The 20902-nt window shown below is 42.2% G+C and carries 15 protein-coding genes; 13 read left to right on the top strand and 2 right to left on the bottom strand.

All coding sequences use genetic code 11. The annotated features are described in order from the left end of the window. The coding region (locus ASL19_RS12330) for a hypothetical protein (RefSeq protein WP_057178612.1) at nucleotides 1-1019 on the bottom strand (1019 nt) is incomplete at its 3' end. Between the two features lie 511 nt (nucleotides 1020-1530). Here ASL19_RS12330 and psaA point away from each other — a divergent pair. The 4 genes from psaA to ASL19_RS12310 all read left to right on the top strand — a co-directional run bounded on the left by psaA (nucleotide 1531) and on the right by ASL19_RS12310 (nucleotide 8170). Further along, nucleotides 1531-3786, top strand: coding sequence for a photosystem I core protein PsaA (psaA, locus tag ASL19_RS12325; protein WP_057178570.1), 2256 nt, complete (start codon nucleotides 1531-1533; stop codon nucleotides 3784-3786). 110 nt (nucleotides 3787-3896) lie between these two features. Continuing rightward, nucleotides 3897-6128 (top strand): photosystem I core protein PsaB, encoded by a 2232-nt coding sequence (gene psaB, locus ASL19_RS12320; protein ID WP_006278754.1) that lies wholly within the window; start codon nucleotides 3897-3899, stop codon nucleotides 6126-6128. Nucleotides 6129-6220: 92 nt separating this feature from the next. Next, nucleotides 6221-7246, top strand: coding sequence for an S-methyl-5-thioribose-1-phosphate isomerase (gene mtnA, locus ASL19_RS12315; RefSeq protein ID WP_006278756.1), 1026 nt, complete (start codon nucleotides 6221-6223; stop codon nucleotides 7244-7246). A gap of 54 nt (nucleotides 7247-7300) precedes the next feature. After that, nucleotides 7301-8170, top strand: coding sequence for a Tab2/Atab2 family RNA-binding protein (locus ASL19_RS12310; RefSeq protein WP_057178569.1), 870 nt, complete (start codon nucleotides 7301-7303; stop codon nucleotides 8168-8170). A 130-nt stretch (nucleotides 8171-8300) separates the two neighbouring features. On the opposite strand, the gene ASL19_RS12305 is transcribed toward ASL19_RS12310, so the two are convergent. Then, complete coding sequence (locus ASL19_RS12305) at nucleotides 8301-9638, bottom strand: S8 family peptidase (protein WP_057178568.1); 1338 nt, start codon at nucleotides 9636-9638, stop codon at nucleotides 8301-8303. 350 nt (nucleotides 9639-9988) lie between these two features. Here ASL19_RS12305 and ASL19_RS12300 point away from each other — a divergent pair, with 350 nt between their 5' ends. The 9 genes from ASL19_RS12300 (at nucleotide 9989) to argJ (ending at nucleotide 20896) form a co-directional block, all read left to right on the top strand. Next, nucleotides 9989-10675, top strand: coding sequence for a histidine phosphatase family protein (locus tag ASL19_RS12300; protein WP_006278759.1), 687 nt, complete (start codon nucleotides 9989-9991; stop codon nucleotides 10673-10675). A gap of 331 nt (nucleotides 10676-11006) precedes the next feature. After that, nucleotides 11007-11831, top strand: coding sequence for a Uma2 family endonuclease (locus ASL19_RS12295; protein WP_057178567.1), 825 nt, complete (start codon nucleotides 11007-11009; stop codon nucleotides 11829-11831). 319 nt (nucleotides 11832-12150) lie between these two features. Next, nucleotides 12151-12981, top strand: a complete 831-nt coding sequence (gene map, locus ASL19_RS12290; RefSeq protein WP_006278761.1) for a type I methionyl aminopeptidase — start codon at nucleotides 12151-12153, stop codon at nucleotides 12979-12981. Between the two features lie 21 nt (nucleotides 12982-13002). Continuing rightward, the gene (locus ASL19_RS12285; protein WP_057178566.1) at nucleotides 13003-14397 is read left to right on the top strand and encodes an amidase; all 1395 of its coding nucleotides are present in this window, start codon (nucleotides 13003-13005) and stop codon (nucleotides 14395-14397) included. A gap of 156 nt (nucleotides 14398-14553) precedes the next feature. Then, complete coding sequence (locus ASL19_RS12280; RefSeq protein ID WP_057178565.1) at nucleotides 14554-15900, top strand: histidine phosphatase family protein; 1347 nt, start codon at nucleotides 14554-14556, stop codon at nucleotides 15898-15900. A gap of 25 nt (nucleotides 15901-15925) precedes the next feature. Beyond that, the gene (locus ASL19_RS12275) at nucleotides 15926-17182 is read left to right on the top strand and encodes a dihydroorotase (RefSeq protein ID WP_057178564.1); all 1257 of its coding nucleotides are present in this window, start codon (nucleotides 15926-15928) and stop codon (nucleotides 17180-17182) included. 23 nt (nucleotides 17183-17205) lie between these two features. After that, entirely contained in the window at nucleotides 17206-17880 is a 675-nt protein-coding gene (gene ung, locus ASL19_RS12270) for a uracil-DNA glycosylase (protein ID WP_057178563.1), read from the top strand. A gap of 64 nt (nucleotides 17881-17944) precedes the next feature. Beyond that, a complete protein-coding gene (gatB, locus tag ASL19_RS12265) occupies nucleotides 17945-19423 on the top strand; it encodes an Asp-tRNA(Asn)/Glu-tRNA(Gln) amidotransferase subunit GatB (RefSeq protein WP_057178562.1) in 1479 nt (492 codons plus the stop codon). A 231-nt stretch (nucleotides 19424-19654) separates the two neighbouring features. After that, nucleotides 19655-20896 carry a bifunctional ornithine acetyltransferase/N-acetylglutamate synthase gene (argJ, locus tag ASL19_RS12260; protein ID WP_057178611.1) on the top strand — a complete coding sequence of 414 codons (1242 nt, stop codon included), beginning with the start codon at nucleotides 19655-19657 and terminating at the stop codon, nucleotides 20894-20896. The last annotated feature ends 6 nt before the right edge of the window (nucleotides 20897-20902 follow it).

Raw genomic sequence — 20902 nt, 5'->3', positions numbered from 1 at the left:
GTAGTCTCAACTGATGGAGAAACAGGAGTCTCCACATAATTTTGGTCTACAATCCCTCTTACCTCTTGAGCAGTAACCTCTCCCCTCACGATTTTCGATAGAGTATCCTGACCACCGGGTTGATAATCAATCATTCTCACCGTGCTGTTAAATACGTTCTTAACAGGATTACCTTCATTGTCCAAAAATTCCAGTTCTAGCCAGTTTTTACCGGGTTTAAACCCTTTGAGGTAAATTGTCTGCCAATTGTCTAAAACAAAACTTTCACCATTAATAGTGCAACGAATTCGCCAATTACCTATATTACTACCTACATTACCTTCCTCACCTTCAAGATTTTCTTGTGCACCCGTATGTAAAGGGGCATTTCCAAGATAAAAATCTAACATTATTGGCTCCGCACCATAATTACCATTAGGACGACTGTAAGTAAGTAGAGGTAAATTAGGGTCAGGATTATTATCGCTGCTTTTTGTTAATACATGGAAAGTTGTTTGTGCATAAGCTCCCTCATTCTTAAAACTTTCGTGCCAGGGACGAGATGCAAAAACTCTGAGTGTATGTGTACCAGCAGATAAATCTTTAAGCACTAATGGAATATTTACATCGTAAACCGGTATGTAAGGTTGATTATCAAGAATAACGTGTAAATGTGGACCTAGCTGAAGTTGAGGATGCTTAAAGATTGGTAAATCCCTCACCTGGAAACGCACTGCTACAGAGTTCTCTTCTATAACCTGATCAAAGATGGGATTAATTATTGATACCTGTGGTTGATAAGGTTCTAAATTAGATTCTAGCTCTTGAATAACTTGTGGTGGGGATACCTCAGAGAACTGTCGTGGTGTTTGGGGAATTTCAACTGCTGGTTTTTCTGGTTCAATAACTACATCTTGCCCTCCTGCTTTATCAGTACAAGCACTAGTATAAAAGGCTATTATAAGAATAACAACCCATCTTGTTAGGGAAAAGCAAAATTGAAAAAGGCTTTTTTTCATTTGTATTAACTTATGGTTCATACCCTTACCTAAGGTTCTCCTCAAGAAAATCTATTGATCACATATTAAACGACAACAAGTCTCACTCACACATTTTCCCCTAAACTTAGGAAAAATAATCATTCTGTAGTTTGAGATAGATTGCTCTTCTCCAACCGAATTGCCATATCAAGTAACATTAGTTACCAGAAATTATGGTAATAGTTTACGTACAACTAAGGTCGGGAGAGCAGGGACAGGGTGGCCACAGGATCCTAAAAACTATTAGTTTTAAGAATTGTAATGGTTTGTAAATTAAATAAAAAAACTATTGACTTTTTAGCAAGAGACCCAAATATAAAAGGCAGATGTAACAACGAATCTGGCAATTTTAAATTATTGTTAAAATGTCTCCAACAAAGTACAAGTACAGACTCTATAATTCAACAGAAACGAAAAATCCACACGGTTCCAGAAAACAACTGGAAACGAAGAGTAAAATTAACTCTGTGGTGTCCATGATTCCTCATTCCCTATTGACAGAGGAGGTCGAATGACGATTAGTCCTCCGGAGCGAGAGGCGAAAAAAGCAAGAGTCATAGTTGATAATGACCCCGTGCCTACCTCATTTGAGAAATGGGCCCAACCTGGTCACTTCGACAGATCCTTGGCTAAAGGTCCAAAAACCACCACGTGGATTTGGGACCTCCACGCCCTCGCCCACGATTTCGATACGCACACAAGCGACTTAGAAGACATTTCCCGCAAAATCTTCTCCGCACACTTTGGCCATTTGGCCGTGGTGACAATATGGTTAAGCGGAATGATCTTCCATGGAGCTAAGTTCTCTAATTACGAAGCTTGGTTAGCAGATCCGCTAGGGGTAAAACCCAGCGCGCAAACTGTATGGCCAATTGTGGGACAAGACATTTTAAATGGTGATGTTGGTGGCGGTTTCCACGGCATTCAAATCACCTCTGGGTTATTTCAAGTGTGGCGTGGTTGGGGTATAACCAGCTCATTCCAACTTTATGTAACTGCTATTGGCGGTTTAGTGTTAGCAGGTTTATTCCTGTTTGCTGGTTGGTTCCACTACCACAAACGCGCTCCCAAACTGGAATGGTTCCAAAACGTGGAGTCAATGCTAAATCACCACTTAGCCGTATTATTAGGCTGTGGTTCCTTGGGATGGACAGGTCACATTATTCACGTTTCCGCACCAGTTAACAAACTGTTGGATTCCGGTGTGGCTATTAAGGATATTCCCTTGCCTCATGAGTTCATTTTGAACAAAGAACTGATTGCCCACCTGTATCCTAGCTTTGCTAGTGGGTTAACTCCTTTCTTCACCTTGAACTGGGGAGCCTACGCTGACATTTTGACCTTTAAAGGTGGATTGAATCCAGTAACAGGCGGGCTGTGGATGACTGATATTGCTCATCACCACCTGGCGATCGCAGTGTTATTCATCATCGCTGGTCACATGTACCGCACCAACTGGGGTATCGGTCACAGCATCAAAGATATCCTAGAAAACCACAAGGGTCCTTTCACAGGTGAAGGTCATAAAGGTCTCTACGAAAACCTGACCACCTCTTGGCATGCCCAACTGGCTACCAACCTGGCTTTCTTGGGTTCCTTGACAATCATCATCGCTCATCACATGTACGCGATGCCTCCCTATCCATATTTGGCAACCGACTACGCCACACAGTTGTGTATATTTACACACCACATGTGGATAGGTGGGTTCCTGATTGTAGGTGGTGCTGCTCACGCGGCAATCTTCATGGTGCGCGACTATGATCCAGTAGTGAACCAAAACAACGTGTTGGATCGTGTGATTCGTCACCGTGATGCTATCATATCTCACCTCAACTGGGTTTGTATATTCTTAGGCTTTCATAGCTTTGGTTTGTACATTCACAATGACACAATGAGTGCTCTGGGTCGTCCCCAGGACATGTTCTCAGACACAGCAATTCAATTGCAACCAGTGTTTGCTCAGTGGGTACAACATCTACACCACGTAGCACCCGGAACAACAGCACCCAATGCTCTAGAAGCAGTAAGCTACGTGTTTGGCGGTGGAGTGTTGGCAGTAGGTGGCAAAGTAGCAGCTGCAGCTATTCCTTTAGGCACAGCGGACTTTTTGATTCACCACATTCACGCTTTTACCATTCATGTAACAGTGCTAATCCTGCTCAAAGGTGTACTGTATGCTCGTAGTTCTCGTTTAATTCCAGATAAAGCCAATTTAGGCTTCCGCTTCCCTTGCGACGGTCCAGGTCGTGGTGGTACCTGCCAAGTTTCCGGTTGGGACCATGTATTCCTAGGACTGTTCTGGATGTATAACTCCCTATCTATTGTAATCTTCCACTTTAGCTGGAAAATGCAGTCGGATGTATGGGGTACTGTAGATGATGGGGTGGTTAGTCATATCACAGGTGATAACTTTGCCCAAGGTGCCATCACCATCAACGGTTGGTTACGGGATTTCCTGTGGGCACAAGCTACAGAAGTAATCAACTCCTACGGTAGTGAACTATCCGCTTACGGACTAATGTTTTTGGGCGCTCACTTCATTTGGGCATTCAGTTTAATGTTCCTGTTCAGTGGTCGCGGCTACTGGCAAGAATTAATTGAGTCCATAGTTTGGGCACATAATAAACTAAAAGTAGCTCCCACAATTCAACCCCGCGCTTTGAGCATCACTCAAGGTCGGGCCGTAGGTGTAGCTCACTACCTCCTGGGAGGAATTGCCACTACCTGGGCATTCTTCCACGCACACATCCTTTCGGTAGGTTAACAACTTCAGGCGATATTTTGGGTTTTGGAAATTACCAAAATCTAAGACCCAAAATGTCTCTGATACTAAGCAATGGCTAAAGGTCAAAGGTCAGAGGAATCATCAACCCTATGGCAACAAAATTTCCCAAATTTAGCCAGGATCTCGCACAGGACCCGACTACCCGTCGGATTTGGTATGCGATCGCCACAGGCAACGATTTTGAGAGCCATGACGGCATGACGGAAGAAAATCTTTACCAAAAGATTTTCGCTACCCATTTCGGTCACCTGGCAATCATCTTTCTGTGGGCATCCAGCCTCCTGTTCCACGTAGCCTGGCAAGGTAACTTTGAACAGTGGATCAAAGATCCCCTTAACGTCCGTCCCATCGCCCATGCGATTTGGGATCCTCATTTCGGCGCACCAGCAGTTGACGCTTTTACCCAAGCTGGCGCAAGCAATCCTGTCAACATTGCTTACTCAGGTGTTTATCACTGGTGGTACACCATTGGGATGCGGACAAACCAAGAACTATATACCGGTTCCCTAGGCTTGTTGCTCTTGGCCGCATTGTTCCTATTTACTGGTTGGTTGCACTTGCAACCCAAGTTCCGTCCTAGTCTCTCTTGGTTCAAGAGTGCTGAACCCCGTTTGAACCACCACCTAGCTGGTTTATTTGGTGTTAGCTCCCTAGCATGGACTGGTCACTTGGTTCACGTTGCCATTCCTGAGTCTCGCGGTATTCACGTGGGCTGGGATAACTTCTTGAGTGTGGCTCCCCACCCCGCAGGTTTGACCCCCTTCTTCACCGGTAACTGGGGTGTATATGCTCAAAACCCCGATACCGCAGGTCAGATATTTGGTACCTCCACCGGTGCAGGAACAGCAATTTTGACCTTCTTAGGTGGTTTCCATCCTCAAACAGAATCTCTGTGGTTGACTGATATAGCTCATCACCATCTGGCGATCGCAGTTCTGTTTATTATTGCTGGTCACATGTACCGCACCAACTTTGGAATTGGTCACAGCATCAAAGAAATGCTGAATTCCAAATCAGGTTTAGTCCCCGGTAGCAAGAGTGAAGGTCAGTTCAACTTACCTCACCAAGGTTTGTACGACACCATCAACAACTCCTTACACTTCCAACTGTCTTTGGCCTTGGCAGCGTTAGGAACCGTCACTTCCTTGGTGGCGCAACACATGTACTCTCTCCCTTCCTACGCGTTCATCGCTAAGGACTACACCACCCAGGCAGCATTGTATACCCACCACCAGTACATAGCTGGTTTCTTGATGGTTGGTGCTTTTGCCCACGCTGCCATCTTCTGGGTTCGGGACTACGATCCAGAACAAAACAAAGGCAACGTACTAGACCGGATTCTTCAGCACAAAGAAGCGATTATCTCCCACCTCAGCTGGGTGTCCCTGTTCCTCGGTTTCCACACCTTGGGTCTGTACGTTCATAACGATGTAGTGGTTGCTTTCGGTACTCCTGAAAAGCAAATCCTCATCGAGCCAGTGTTTGCCCAATTTATTCAAGCTGCTCAAGGTAAAGCTTTATACGGGCTTAACGTATTGTTGTCTAACCCTGACAGTATTGCCTACACAGCTTACCCCAACGCTGGTAATGTTTGGTTACCTGGTTGGTTAGATGCCATTAACTCTGGTACTAACTCCCTGTTCTTAACCATTGGACCTGGCGACTTCTTGGTTCACCATGCCTTTGCTTTAGCTATTCACACCACCACCTTAGTACTGGTTAAAGGTGCTTTAGATGCTCGTGGTTCCAAGCTAATGCCTGACAAAAAGGATTTTGGTTACGCCTTCCCTTGCGACGGTCCTGGTCGGGGCGGTACTTGCGATATTTCAGCTTGGGACGCTTTCTACCTAGCAATGTTCTGGATGTTAAACACCATTGGTTGGGTAACCTTCTATTGGCACTGGAAACACCTGGGTATTTGGCAGGGTAACGTTGCCCAATTCAACGAAAACTCAACCTATTTAATGGGATGGTTCCGCGATTACCTCTGGGCCAACTCTGCTCAGTTGATCAACGGCTACAATGCCTATGGTATGAATAACCTATCTGTTTGGGCTTGGATGTTCTTATTTGGACACCTAGTCTGGGCAACTGGTTTCATGTTCTTGATCTCCTGGAGAGGATATTGGCAAGAATTAATCGAAACCTTGGTTTGGGCTCACGAGCGCACTCCTTTAGCTAACCTAGTTCGCTGGAAGGATAAACCCGTTGCTCTCTCCATCGTTCAAGCTCGTGTGGTTGGTTTAGCTCACTTCACCGTTGGCTACATCCTTACCTATGCAGCATTCCTAATTGCTTCTACCGCTGGCAAATTTGGTTGATGCTCACGTAGTAGTTAATAGCCCCACCCTCCCCAAGGGTGGGACTAAAGCTTTAATTAGAGCTTTCAAAAGATTTATCTATAGTGGTAATTATGCTTTATCCTGTAATCTGGAAAAATGACTCAGTTATACTAATTGATCAAACTCGTCTACCCAATGAATACGCTGTGATTGAGGTTCATCGTAGTCAGGATATGGCTGAGGCAATTAGAACCATGATTGTTAGAGGCGCACCTGCTATTGGTGTGGCTGCTGCTTATGGTATGTATTTGGGCGCCAGGGAAATAAAAACAAATAATCGCCAGGAGTTTTTACATGAATTAGAAGGTGTGGCCCAGTTATTACGCTCTACTCGCCCCACTGCGGTCAATCTATTTTGGGCTATTGGCAGAATGATGCAAATTGCCTATGAAACCCTAGGAACTATAGAAGAAATTAAACAAAATCTGCTACAAACTGCTGAAAAAATTCGTACTGAAGATCTAGAAACTTGTCAACTTATAGGTGATAACGGGTTGAAAGTTTTACCGAAAACACCAGAAAAATTAATTATTCTGACTCATTGTAATGCAGGTGCTTTAGCAACCGCTGGTTATGGTACAGCATTGGGGGTGGTGCGTTCAGCTTGGAAAGAGGGGAGACTAACTAGGGTTTTTGCCGATGAAACTCGTCCTCGTTTACAAGGTGCAAAGCTCACCGCATGGGAATGTGTACAAGAAGGTATTCCCGTCACTGTCATTGCTGATAATATGGCAGCACACTGTATGAAGCAAGGTTTAATTGATGCCGTAGTTGTTGGTGCAGATAGAATAGCAGCCAATGGAGACACAGCGAATAAAATAGGTACTTATAATCTAGCCATTGTTGCTAAATCCCATAATGTTCCATTTTTTGTAGCTGCACCTGTTTCCACCATTGATTTCAGTCTAGATAGTGGGGATAAAATTCCCATAGAAGAGCGTCACCCATCCGAAATTTACCAGGTTGGTGATAGTATGCTCACACCTTCAGGCGTGGAATTTTATAATCCCGCTTTTGATGTCACCCCAGCTGAATTAATAACAGCTATCATTACTGAAAATGGTGCTTTTGCTCCCAATGAATTGCCCACTCCATGATTACCAGTCATAATAGTCATAACATAATATTCATAACCAGTCTCACATTATAACATGGGCAATATTTGGGAACTCGATTTTTACTCTCGTCCTATTCTGGACGCAAATCAAAAAAAAGTTTGGGAAGTCTTGATCTGTGAAAGTCCTACAGATGTTCTTACTAAAGTGGATTCCCTATTTCGCTACGCGCAATATTGCCCCAGTACCCAAGTCAATTCAGTCTGGTTACGCCAAGCATTACAAGAAGCTATTGAAAAAGCAGGTGTAGCACCCATAAAAATTCGTTTTTTCCGCCGACAGATGAATAATATGATTACTAAAGCTTGTCAAGATATGGGGATACCTGCCTTACCTAGTCGCAAAACTTTAGTTCTCAACCAATGGATACAACAAAGAATGGAGGAAGTTTATCCTCAAGAACCCGGATATGAACAGGTAACTAACTCTTCCGTACGATTGGAAAGACCCTTACCTCAAAGGTTACCGGATGCGCTAGAAGGTAAACAATGGACATTTGTTAGTCTAGGATCCAGTGATATTACTGATATGCCAGAATGGGAAATTGCTTTTGGCGAGGCTTTTCCCTTAGAATTAGCTGGTTTATCCCCAGAAATCCCCATTCCGGGAATTTTGATTTTTTCTCCCAGAGCTTTACCCATTGCTGGATGGATGTCCGGTTTAGAGTTGGCATATTTACGATTGGATAGTAATCGTAATAATCAAGGGGATAGATTAGTTTTAGAGACAGGTGGTACGGAAAGTTGGATTTTAGCAAATTTGAGAACTCCCCAATTATTAGCAGAGGCTAAGGGGTTTGAAGAGGCTAAACAAAAAGCCGACGGTGTGCATTTTATTGGAGTACAGTCTGATCCTCAGTCCCAGTCTTTTGCTGGTTTTTGGTTATTAAAAGAAATCAATCTTTGAGCGAAACTTGTTGGCAATGTTTGCTGCAATGACACCAAACCTCTGTACAAAACCAGTTTTAATGAATCCCTATCTACTTAGATCGGGGAAAATTTAGATATCTCGCGTAGTGAATACTTCGCAATCGCATTTATATCCAGGGTGTTGGGTCTTGTTCATCTACCCAACCTAAAAGATCAGATTCCAAACTAGATGTTTGGAGAAATCCGATGGGAAATTGAGAACCAATATCCGTGGGAAATTGAGAGGGAAATTGAGAACCAATATCTGTGGGGAATTGGTTCCCAAGATCAAAGGGAAATAAATTTATAGGAAAGGGGAAAGGTGAGGGTGGAAGAGGTTGATTGGGTTGTGGAGGTTTAGTGCTATTTTCCGCTGTGCTAACAATAATTTCTCGCACTTGACTTTCTGTTAAATTGGGGTTGGCACTTAACATTAATGCGATCGCTCCAGCAACATGGGGAGTAGCCATAGAAGTACCAGTATAATTGGCATATTTATTGTTAGGAACTGTGGAGTAAATATCCTCACCGGGAGCGGTGACATATTTAATTTCTTGAGAACCAGAACGGTTGGAAAAATTAGTGGTTTTATTATTTATATCTACTGCGCCCACTGCAAGTCCTGAATTATACGCATAACGAGCAGGATAAGATGGTATAGAATTGCCCTCATTCCCAGCAGCCATAACTACGATTACATTCTTACTAGCAGCATATTCAAGGGCTGATTTTAAACCATCACTACCAGAACCTCCTCCTAAACTCATATTAATAATGCGAGCACCATTATCAGTAGCATAACGGATACCTTGGATGATACTGGTATAAGATCCCGAACCTTTTTCATCTAAAACCTTCACGGGCATAATTCGAGAATTATAGGCAATACCAGTTACACCAATAGCATTATTTTCACCTGCAATAGTCCCAGAAACATGAGTTCCATGACCATTATCGTCGAGAACATTATTGTTATTACTTTGAAAATTCCACCCTCTAATATCATCAATATAACCATTGCCATCATCATCTATACCATTTCCTGCAATTTCCTTGGGATTGAACCAAATATTATCATTTAAATCTTGGTGGTTATAGTCTACTCCAGTGTCTAAAACAGCAACAATAATTCCCTGACCTGTATAACCATTTTGCCAAGCTGTAGGAGCATTAATCATATCCGCACCCCAATTGTTTCCTCCTATTTGAGGTGCTTTAGGATAGGGACTTTGACCTACTGCCATACTTACTGCATTCCCCGCATTTATTAATCCATATCCATTATTAGTATTATAGTTGTTTGTGGTAACACTTTGTTGACTTTCTTCCTCTAATACTAGATAGCTATGGCCTGCTGAAATTACAGAGTTTTCTAAAGGAGTTTGTAATTGTGGAATTACCAACTTTTCATCTTGTATATTAAGTTGACTGTCACTAAAACTGGTTGCCGTAACATCTAATCTCATGGATTTTTTATCCTCAATAATTGGACCTTGCTAAATAAAATCAAAAGCCAGATAAATCAAAGTTTTGAAATTTATAAAAAGCAACTAAGTGCCAATTTTTAAAAAGTGGGTGTGATAAAAATTCCATGCTTTAACTAAGGTAAAACAACAAGATTTGAAGACAAAATATTGTCCTCTTATTGAAAAATTTAAATTATTAATCTTGGTTAAAGACTACCAAAGTTTTATGAAGACAAAAAGCCAGATAGGCTACTAATCAAGAAATTGTTAAGTTAATATGACACTGGCAATATTGTATTGATTATTGCTTTATGATATATTTTTATTATTCTTAATATGTATATGATTACATGAGCCAAGTAATTTGGATTGCTAGACATGCTAACAGACTTGACTTTGTCAACCCTGACTGGTTTCTGACAGCAGAAAGGCGTTATGATCCCCCTTTATCAGATGATGGTATAATTCAGGCACAGCAACTAGCAAAACGGTTAAAAGGCGAAAGAATAAAGCATATTTTTGCCTCTCCTTTTTTGCGGACCGTACAGACAGCCAATGCAGTAGCGGAAATCTTGGATTTAGATATCAAATTAGAGACAGGACTCAGCGAGTGGTTAAATCCAGAGTGGATGACAGAAGAACCAGAAAAACTGTCAACCTTGGAACTGGTCAAATTATTTCCTAGAATAGATAGGAGCTATACACCTCGGATTGCTGCAAAATACCCTGAAACCCATGAACAGGTGAGATATCGTTCAGGACAGACTGCCAGATGTTTAGCAGCGGAATTTTGGCCTCACGATATCTTATTAGTCGCACATGGAGCTTCTGTGTTAGGTGCTGCTATGGGATTTGTAGGAGATCTAGCCAAAACTGAAGTAAAGGCCAAATTATGCTCCCTGGTTAAATTAGTGCATCAGGAATCACAATGGTTTTTGGAACTCAAGGGAGATACTTCCCATTTGGAAGAAATACCAGGACTGCAACCAGAATACTCCAGCTTATGGCAACTACCACCGACAAAACCAGTTGCTTGAAAACCTACTTTGGCTTTCACACAGGGAATTCATTCCCTTTTATTTAACTAGTGTTATATTTAAAAATAAGGTGATCGGGCCGTTCCGCTAAGAATTCCAGATCACCTTACACCTCGTTCAGAGGTAATCAAATTATGGCACGGACTGCAAATTTTATCAGCAATGTTGATGACGCTATAATATAGGATAGGTGACTAGGTAAAAACTACTTACCAGAATGCTAGACATCTTATACAGTCTAGCTGCACCACAGCTTAATGACCATAAACACCTTATAGAGACTATAGATACAAAGTTTCCACAAAATTTCTAAACGAGGAGATCATGAATCATGTATCAAAGTGAAGCACCTCCACTAAAAACCATAGCCACCAATTTACCCAGTGAGGATATTGATGAGGAATTAAACTCCACAATTCATCCCCGTCCACCCTGGGAAACCTTGCCCACCATGTATGACCTACCTAGTGAAAATCCGGAGGAACCAGGTTTGCCAGACGAATTCCATGACTTTCAACCTCAATTATTGCGCGAAACCTGCCAATCATCGGTTTATCCCCGAGAGAAAATGTTTATTGGTACGGATTTAAACTTGTACTATGATGTGCATCATTTCTCATGGTATAAAAGGCCAGATTGGTTTTTAGTATTAGGCGCAGCTGCTTCTGAAACTCAGCAAGATATGCGGTTGAGTTACGTAATTTGGCAAGAAGGATTCGCTCCATTCTTAATCGTGGAATTATTATCACCAGGTACAGAAGCGGAAGATTTAGGAAAAACATTAAGAAGTGCCAATAAACCCCCAACAAAATGGCAAACCTATGAGCAGTATTTACGTTCACCCTACTATATCATTTTCGACAGATATGAAAATCAACTCCGAGTATTCCAACTATCGGGAATAAAATATCAAGCGGTGGAACTGACAGAGCCAAAATTCTGGTTTCCTGAGCTAAAATTAGGGGTAGGAGTTTGGTTAGGAAAATATCAAGGTACAGAAGGTTTATGGCTACGTTGGTATAATGAGGATGGCGATTGGATAGCTACTTTGGCTGAAACAGCAGAACAGGAAAAGCAACGAGCAGAACAGGAAAAACTACGAGCGGACAAATTGGCTGAAAAATTGGCAGCCCTGGGTGTCAATTTGGATGAATGAAACCACAGTAAAATCACCCACCACAAGACCAGTCTGTTGAAAACCCACTTTGGACAGGGAATTCATTCCCTGTCTCCCCCACAGACAGTCTCCAGGCGTTGGTTAATTCAAACAATCCCGGTTAATTCCGTGTGCTTCCCAATCGCCCTTTTCATTGATCGATCGCATGGAGTAAATCGTTTGTTGGGTTTCGTCCTTCAACCCAACCTTGTATATTGAAAGAAGTGGTAGAATGGGGGTGGAGTGGATCCATTTTGGAATCAAATCTCACCTAGAGCAAACCTTAGCTGTTTAACAGCGATAACTACCAAACCAGATGATGAACATTCTCAGCGACCTACTTACCTTACCAGTGCAGTCTAAACCTTTCATATCACAGCAACGTCGGGGAATAGAAATCAAATCTCCTCGTGAGGTTGATATCATGCGACAATCAGCTAGGATTGTTGCTACTGTTCTCAAGGAAATTTCTGAATTGGTAGAACCGGGGATGACTACTGCGGATCTGGATGCACACGCAGAAAAACGTATTCGAGAAATGGGCGCAACTCCCAGTTTTAAGGGATATCATGGATTTCCAGCTTCTATATGTTCTAGTATCAACCACGAGGTGGTACATGGTATTCCCAGTCAGAAAAAAGTGATTCGCTCAGGAGATGTGCTAAAGGTTGATACGGGAGCATACTATCAAGGTTTCCATGGTGACTCTTGTATCACCATTGCTGTGGGCACTGTAAGTCCGGATGCAGCAAAATTAATTGAAGTGGCTGAAAAAGCTTTATATGCAGGTATAGAACAAGTGAAAGCTGATGCCCATTTAGCTGATATTGCTGGTGGGATTGAAGACTATGTTAAAACAACTGGATTTAATGTGGTAGAGCAGTTCACAGGTCATGGGGTGGGTAGAAACCTTCATGAAGAACCTGCAGTTTTTAATTATAGAACTCGTGAAATTCCTAATGTTAAATTACGTGCTGGTATGACTTTGGCTATTGAACCTATAATTAATGCTGGATCAAAAACTACTAAAATATTAAGTGATAGATGGACTGCTGTTACTGTTGATAATGCTCTATCTGCCCAATTTGAACATACTGTGTTGGTTACGGAAACGGGTTATGAAATTTTAACTGATAGATCATCACTTTAAACCAAACCCCCCACATAACTGATGACTGATTTAGCATTTACCCCCGCTTTGGAATTGGCTAGGTTAATTCGTAAGCGGGAGATATCTCCCCTAGAACTCACAGAGTTATATTTAGATAGAATTTCTCGTTTCAACCCTCAATTGGGTAGTTACTTCACGGTTATGGCGGAATCAGCCATAGCTGATAGTCGTTATAAAACAGAAATACTAGCTAATACCAGGGAAACTGCATTACCACCCTTTTTTGGCGTTCCCATTTCAATCAAAGATTTGAATGCGGTGGCGGGTGTTACCTGTACCTATGGCAATCCAACCTTGGTTAATAACATCCCCAATTATGATGATGGTGTGGTTACCAAAATCAAACAAGCGGGTTTTGTCATTCTGGGAAAAACAGCTACCTCGGAACTAGGGTCTTATCCCTATACTGAACCTCCAGGTTTTCCCCCAGCTAGAAATCCCTGGAATCTAGAATATACTCCTGGTGGTTCTAGTGGTGGTGCTGCATCCGCTGTTGCAGCTGGATTATGTGCGATCGCCCAAGGTTCTGATGGGGGTGGTTCTATTAGGGTACCTGCGGCTTGTTGCGGACTGGTAGGGATTAAACCTGCTAGGGGAAGGGTAACTAATGCTCCTGGTACTAGTATCATAGCTACTAGTGGTCCCCTGGCCAGAACGGTAGCTGATGCAGCTGCTATGCTAGATGTAATTTCTGGATATTTCCCGGGGGATCCCTTTTGGTTAAATGATCCAGAACCTTGTTTCTTGGAGTCGAGAACAAAGGTGGGACTGAACATAGCCTTTAGTACAAGTATTCCCTCCGTAGGGGAAGCAGATGGGAACGGTCAACAGGGGGTATTAAAAGCGGTCAGATTATTGGAGGAGTTGGGACATAATGTAGTAGAGAAGTGTCCGGATATAAGTGGGTTAGTCCAACCATTTCAAGTTGTATGGCAAGCTGGAGTAGCTGCTGCTAGAATACCTCCACAGATCTTACAACCTCTCAATCAGTTTTTATTAGAGAGAACAGGTTCAGCAGGTGAGTATCTACGAGCGGTAACACAGATGCAAATCCTATCTCGGCAAATTGTGTCTTTCTTTGATCCCATAGATATATTAGTATTACCTGTGTACCTCCACTCACCCATAAAAATTGGTGAGTGGAGTCAGTTGAACCCTGATGACACCCTAGAAAGAATCATTAAATGGATTGCACCCTGCCCCATAGCAAACGCGACGGGGCTGCCTGCTATATCCATACCTATGGGATTTGATGCTAATGGTTTACCCTTGAGTGTGCAATTAATTGGCAAGCCCGCTGCTGAATCTACCTTGATTAGCATCGCATCACAATTAGAAATGGTTAATCCTTGGGTGCAATACTGCGAGTTGCCAAAGAGTAGCAAAAATTATTAAATGGGACAATTGAAATAGTAATCAATACTAAACTGAGGAACCGATTCCTCTACATAATATCTCATTATGGTCACCTGTAATAAAAGATTTTTCAGTGGTGTGTTAATTGACATTTTAATGTAAAATTACTTCCTCAAAAGAGAAGAGGTTTTTTAAATGACTCGTGTGATTATTGTGCGTCATGGACAAAGTACCTATAACACTGAAGGACGCATTCAGGGACGCACTAACACGTCCAGCTTAACCAAAAAAGGTTCCGAGGATGCTCTTAGGACTGGTCAAGTGCTTAGTAATATACCATTTGCGGCTATATATAGCAGTCCCCTCACCCGAGCTAAACAGACTGCGGAAATTATCCACAATCAGTTGACAGGTCATCCGGTTCCATCGGTGGAGACTACTGACTATTTACTGGAGGTGGACTTACCCTTGTGGGAGGGAATGTTATCTGGAGAGGTGAAGGAAAAGTTCTCCCTCGATTATAGTATCTGGAAAGAACGTCCCCAGGAATTGCTAATGACAATTAGTGACGCAAATGGTACAAGAGATCACTCACCTATATTATCTTTATATGAACAAGCACGACAATTTTGGCAGCATATCTTATCCCATCCCCGGGCAAGGACTATTCTTGTAGTTGCACATAATGGCATTAATCGTGCTCTAATTAGTACAGCATTGGGTATTCCCCCTAGTCGCTATCATTCTATACAACAGTCTAATTGTGGAATCAGTGTGCTTAATTTTAGCGGGGGACTGGGTGAACCGGTACAGTTGGAGTCCATGAATCAAACCCAACATCTGGGAGATATTTTGCCTAGTTTGCGCCCAAATCATCAAGGGTTTCGTTTACTATTGGTTCGTCATGGAGAAACTGAATGGAATCGTCAAGGGAAGTTCCAAGGACAAATTGATGTACCTTTGAATGACCATGGTAGGGTTCAAGCAACAAAAGCTAGAGAGTTTCTCAAAACCATATCTCTTGATTTTGCCTTTAGTAGCACTATGGCCCGCCCCCGAGAAACAGCAGAAATTATCCTTCAAGACCATCCCCACGTCAGTTTACAATTATTGGATGGTTTAAGGGAAATTAGCCATGGAAAATGGGAGGGTAAGTTTGAATCGGAAATAGATCAGGATTTCCCCGGTGAGTTGCACCGCTGGCGCACTATTCCCGCTCAGGTGCAAATGCCAGAAGGTGAAAATTTACAAGAGGTATATCAACGTAGTGTTGGGTCGTGGCAAGAAATATTACAAACTGCTCAAAGTCAAAACCTTGGTATGGGTCTAGTTGTGGCTCACGATGCAACAAATAAAACTTTACTTTGTCACATACTCGGTCTGTCCTTGGAAAATTTCTGGAATTTCCGTCAGGGGAATGGAGCAGTTAGTGTGATTGATTATCCTCAAGGTGCTGACAGTTCACCCGTTCTACAAGCTATGAATATTACCGGACATTTAAGTGGTGGAGTGTTAGATAAAACTGCAGCGGGCGCTCTCTAATCATCATTGGGGAATTGAAGCGGATATGATTGAATTGCTAAAAGAAGTGCGGGTGATTGATGCAGTTATGCAAACTGACCAAGTAGCCGATGTGTTGATTTTTGATGGTGAAATTAAGGCGATCGCCCGCCAAATTCCCAATCCCAGCCCTGAAACTGTTGTGAGAGATTGTCAAGGTCTATTATTGGGCAATGGTTTGGTGGATCTATACAGTCATTCTGGTGAACCTGGGTTTGAAGAAAGGGAAACTTTGAGTTCTTTATTAAGATCGGCTCAAGTTGGTGGATTTACTAGAATAAACGTCCTACCTGATACATATCCAGTGATTGACCAACCATCTCTAGTGTTACAATTACAGCAAAAATATAGGAGTAAAAATTCCCCCAGACTACAAATTTGGGGGGGAATAACCCTGGATTTAGCGGGTAAGCAGTTAACCGAATTTGCTGATTTAGCCAATTGTGGTGTGGTGGGTTTTACGGATGATAAACCTTGGGAAAATTTGGGTATGGTTAGGAGGATTTTAGAATATTTACAGCCATATAGTCAAATTGTCGCTTTCTCACCATGCGATCGCTCTTTATGTTTAAATGGTAAAGTGAGAGAAGGTGTAGACGGGTTGCGCATGGGATTACCAGGGATACCAGCGAGTGCGGAAACCAGTGCCATAGCGGGACTATTAGAATTAGTAGCAGAAATTGGGACCCCTGTACATATTATGCGGGTATCTACAAGCAGGAGTGTGGAATTAATTGCCAAGGCTAAATCCGACGGTTTACCCATAACTGCAAGTAGTACCTGGATGCACCTGTTATTGAGTAGCGAAGATATTCACAGCTACCATACTAGTTTACATTTAGAACCACCCTTGGGAAATGTTAGTGATATGAAAGCGTTGCGTGAGGGGGTGCGTCAAGGTATAATAGATGGTATAGCTATTGATCATGCTGCATTCACCTATGAAGAGAAGGTGCAGGCTTTTTCTGAATCTCTACCAGGAGCAATCGGTTTAGAACTGGCCTTAGCCTTATTGTGGCAAAACCTGGTAGAAACTGGGGAATTTACCGCCTTGGAATTATGGAAGAGTTTAAGTTATGGACCTGCAACTTGTTTAAAGCAGAAAATAAACCCTATTCAACCAGGAGAGAGGGCGGAATTAACACTGTTTAATCCTGACAAGACTTGGGAAGCAACCATAGATAATCTTTGTTCCTTGAGTAATAATACACCATGGTTAGGGGAGGAAATAAAAGGAAGAGTGATCCAGATCTGGTGTGACTAAAATAGAAGTATAGAAATTAAAGTATGATTTTTGATTTAAAGGTTCCTGGGGAATGGGATAGTGTTCTCTCGGACGAGTTCCGGAAACCTTATTGGAAGCAACTGGAAGAGTTTCTCGTTCAAGAAAGAAGTTCTCAAACCATTTACCCACCAGAGTCAGAAGTTTTTTCTGCTTTTGAATTAACACCTTACCAACAGGTAAATGTTTTATTATTAGGGCAAGATCCCTATCATCAAAGAAATCAAGCCCATGGTTTATGTTTTTCCGTCAAACCTGGTATTAAACCACCACCTTCTCTCAAAAACATTTATCGGGAACTTCAACAAGATATAGGATGTCCTATTGCCAATCATGGTTACCTAGCTAATTGGGCTAAGCAAGGTATCTTAATGCTAAATGCGGTGTTAACCGTAAGAGAGGGACAAGCCAATTCTCATAAAAATCAAGGTTGGGAACTTTTCACCGATGAGGTGATTAAAAAGGTTAATGAAAAAACAAAACCCGTCATCTTTGTTCTTTGGGGTGGATATGCGAGAAAAAAAGTCAAACTAATTGACACAAATCGACACTTAGTGATTGAATCAGCCCACCCTTCTCCTTTATCCGCCTATCATGGCTTTTTTGGTAGCAAACCCTTCTCAGCAATAAATTCAGCTTTAAAGATCTGGGATAAACCAGAAATTGACTGGGGATTATAGCTTTAACCAAAACCAACCACGGATCCCATCTGTTAGAATCACTTTATAACTACCTTATGAAAATATGAGCATAGCCACAGCTGTAAAAACAGAATACGAAGCCATCATAGGACTAGAAACCCATTGTCAACTTAGCACCAATACCAAAATTTTTTCCAGCAGCTCTACTGCTTTTGGTGCTGAACCCAACACCAATATTGACCCAGTCTGTATGGGTTTACCGGGTGTCTTACCAGTCCTCAATGCTAAAGTTCTAGAATATGCAGTTAAAGCAGGTTTAGCTTTAAACTGTCAAATTGCCAAGTATAGTAAATTTGACCGTAAACAGTATTTTTATCCTGATCTGCCAAAAAACTATCAAATTTCCCAATATGACCTACCCATAGCTGAACATGGTTGGCTAGAAATCGAAATGGTAGATGATCATGATAACCCCGTTCGTAAACGGATTGGTATTACTCGTCTACACATGGAAGAGGATGCAGGAAAGTTGGTGCATGCTGGCAGTGATCGATTAGCTGGTTCCAGTTATTCCCTAGTAGACTACAATCGTGCTGGTGTACCCTTAGTAGAAATTGTTTCAGAACCCGATCTACGTTCCGGTCAAGAAGCAGCTGAATACGCCCAGGAATTACGTAGAATTATGCGATATTTGGGTGTGAGTGATGGGAATATGCAAGAAGGTTCCCTCCGCTGTGATGTGAATATTTCTGTTCGTCCAGTGGGGGAAAAGAAATTTGGCACTAAGGTGGAAATCAAAAATATGAACTCCTTTAGTGCTATCCAAAGAGCAATAGATTATGAGATTCAACGTCAAATTGCTGCTATAGAAGCAGGAGAGAGAATAATTCAAGAAACCCGTTTGTGGGAGGAAGGTTCCCAACGCACTAGCAGTATGCGAGTGAAAGAAGGTTCTAGTGATTATCGTTATTTCCCCGAACCGGATTTAGCACCTATTGAAGTTTCCCATAGCCAACTAGAAACCTGGAGATCTGAATTACCAGAATTACCCGCTCAAAAACGTCACCGTTATGAACATGAGTTGGGACTTTCAGCATACGATACCAGAGTCTTAACGGAGGATCTACCAGTCACAGAATATTTTGAAACTGCTATAAATGCTGGTGCTAACCCCAAATCAGCTGCTAATTGGATTACTCAAGATATAGCTGCCTACCTAAACAAACAAAAACTTACCATATCAGAAATTAAACTGACACCCCAGACCATAGCGGAGGTGATTAGTCGTATTGAGAAAGGTAAAATTAGTAATGCTCAAGCAAAAGAAAAATTGGCGGATTTACTTACAGGTATTTCTGTGGAGGAAGTCTTTGCTGGTCAGGAATTAATCACGGATCCAGCCGTGTTAGGTCCCATAGTGGATGAAATAATTGCTGCTAATCCACAACAGGTGGAGAAATACCGGGGTGGCAATATTAACCTCAAGGGTTTCTTTGTGGGACAAGTATTGAAAAAGACTAATAAACGAGCGGAACCCAAACTAACCAACGAACTAGTGGAAAGAAAACTCAACAACTCATAACCAACCGGAAAAAAAATGGAAAAATTTGAAAAAAAAACTAAAAAGGGGTTTGACCCCTCACACTAATAGTGTTATAGTGTGATAAGTAGATGCACCCTGATGATTTGGAGAGCTATTTCATGGCTCTCTTTTTTCATTTCTGGTAATTTTTGGTGATTTTTTTAGGTTCCCTTCGCCTTATATATGTATAATGGTTGTGCTAAGAACTTGTGGAGTTTTGGGGCCTTCATTATGGCAGACTGGGATGAAATCACGGGTGGTATCACCGCAGCACGGGGATATAGAGCTGCAGGAATCGTAGCTGGGTTAAAACCTTCGGGACTACCTGATTTAGCTTTAATTCTATCAGACGTAGATGCAATTGCTGCTGGTGTATTCACCACAAGTCATGTAAGGGCCGCCTGTGTAGATTATTGTCGTCAAAGACTACAGACCAAGCATACAACCAGAGCTATACTGTGTAATGCAGGTCAAGCTAATGCTGCAACTGGTGACCAAGGTATCAAAGATACAATAGAAAGTGCAAACCTATTAGGGAAAGAACTAAATATAAACCCGGAGTCAATTTTGCTTGCTTCTACGGGGGTAATTGGTCAGAGAATTAAAATGGATGCTTTGGCAAATGGTATACCCAAACTGGTTGCCCAACTCTCGGAAACAGGTTCAGATGCAGCAGCTAAGGCTATTGTGACTACAGATTTAGTCACCAAATCCATTGCGTTGGAAACCACCATACATGACCGTCCAGTACGTATTGGTGGTATTGCCAAAGGTTCAGGGATGATTCACCCGCAAATGGCTACCATGCTGGCATTTATCACCTGTGATGCAGCGGTTTCCCCCACTCTATGGCAGCAAATGTTAACACGCGCTGCAGATAGAAGCTTCAATTCCATTACCGTAGATGGTGATACCAGCACTAATGATAGTTTAATTGCCTTAGCCAATGGAGAATCTCGCACACCCGCTATTACCGAAATAGGACCAGAATCCGAAAAATTAGAAGGGATGTTAACAGCTGTTTGTCAACACTTGGCAAAAGCGATCGCTCGTGATGGTGAAGGTGCAACTTGTTTAGTAGAGGTACAGGTTACAGGTGCAGCGGATGAAACCGCAGCGCGACAAATAGCTAAAACCATTGCTGGGTCATCCCTAGTCAAGGCGGCAATTTTTGGACGTGATCCCAATTGGGGACGTATTGCTGGTGCTGCTGGACGTGCGGGAGTGCCATTTGAACAAGATCACCTGAAAATTAAGATTGGTGACTTCCTGCTGATGGAAAATGGTCAACCCCTACCCTTTGATAAAGGTGCTGTCAATGCCTATTTAAAACAAGCAGCTTCAGGAACTTATCTCAAAGAAGATACGGTGTTAATTACTGTCAGTGTTGGTCATGGAAATGGTTTTGGTCAAGCTTGGGGTTGTGATTTGAGTTATGACTATGTAAAAATTAATGCCGAATATACAACTTAACAACTT

This window comes from Cylindrospermopsis sp. CR12, from assembly GCF_001432185.1.
In the GTDB taxonomy this organism is placed as follows: Bacteria; Cyanobacteriota; Cyanobacteriia; order Cyanobacteriales; family Nostocaceae; genus Raphidiopsis; species Raphidiopsis raciborskii.
The sequence above is the reverse complement of the archived record's forward strand: the minus strand, read 5'-3'. Positions and strand labels throughout refer to the sequence as shown.

What these genes read in the sequence shown, in the direction of transcription:
- psaA (WP_057178570.1), top strand. Translation starts at nt 1,531, where the DNA reads ATGACGATTAGTCCTCCGGAGCGAGAGGCGAAAAAAGCAAGAGTCATA.
- psaB (WP_006278754.1), top strand. Translation starts at nt 3,897, where the DNA reads ATGGCAACAAAATTTCCCAAATTTAGCCAGGATCTCGCACAGGACCCG.
- mtnA (WP_006278756.1), top strand. Translation starts at nt 6,221, where the DNA reads ATGCTTTATCCTGTAATCTGGAAAAATGACTCAGTTATACTAATTGAT.
- ASL19_RS12310 (WP_057178569.1), top strand. Translation starts at nt 7,301, where the DNA reads ATGGGCAATATTTGGGAACTCGATTTTTACTCTCGTCCTATTCTGGAC.
- ASL19_RS12305 (WP_057178568.1), bottom strand. Translation starts at nt 9,638, where the DNA reads ATGAGATTAGATGTTACGGCAACCAGTTTTAGTGACAGTCAACTTAAT.
- ASL19_RS12300 (WP_006278759.1), top strand. Translation starts at nt 9,989, where the DNA reads ATGAGCCAAGTAATTTGGATTGCTAGACATGCTAACAGACTTGACTTT.
- ASL19_RS12295 (WP_057178567.1), top strand. Translation starts at nt 11,007, where the DNA reads ATGTATCAAAGTGAAGCACCTCCACTAAAAACCATAGCCACCAATTTA.
- map (WP_006278761.1), top strand. Translation starts at nt 12,151, where the DNA reads ATGAACATTCTCAGCGACCTACTTACCTTACCAGTGCAGTCTAAACCT.
- ASL19_RS12285 (WP_057178566.1), top strand. Translation starts at nt 13,003, where the DNA reads ATGACTGATTTAGCATTTACCCCCGCTTTGGAATTGGCTAGGTTAATT.
- ASL19_RS12280 (WP_057178565.1), top strand. Translation starts at nt 14,554, where the DNA reads ATGACTCGTGTGATTATTGTGCGTCATGGACAAAGTACCTATAACACT.
- ASL19_RS12275 (WP_057178564.1), top strand. Translation starts at nt 15,926, where the DNA reads ATGATTGAATTGCTAAAAGAAGTGCGGGTGATTGATGCAGTTATGCAA.
- ung (WP_057178563.1), top strand. Translation starts at nt 17,206, where the DNA reads ATGATTTTTGATTTAAAGGTTCCTGGGGAATGGGATAGTGTTCTCTCG.
- gatB (WP_057178562.1), top strand. Translation starts at nt 17,945, where the DNA reads ATGAGCATAGCCACAGCTGTAAAAACAGAATACGAAGCCATCATAGGA.
- argJ (WP_057178611.1), top strand. Translation starts at nt 19,655, where the DNA reads ATGGCAGACTGGGATGAAATCACGGGTGGTATCACCGCAGCACGGGGA.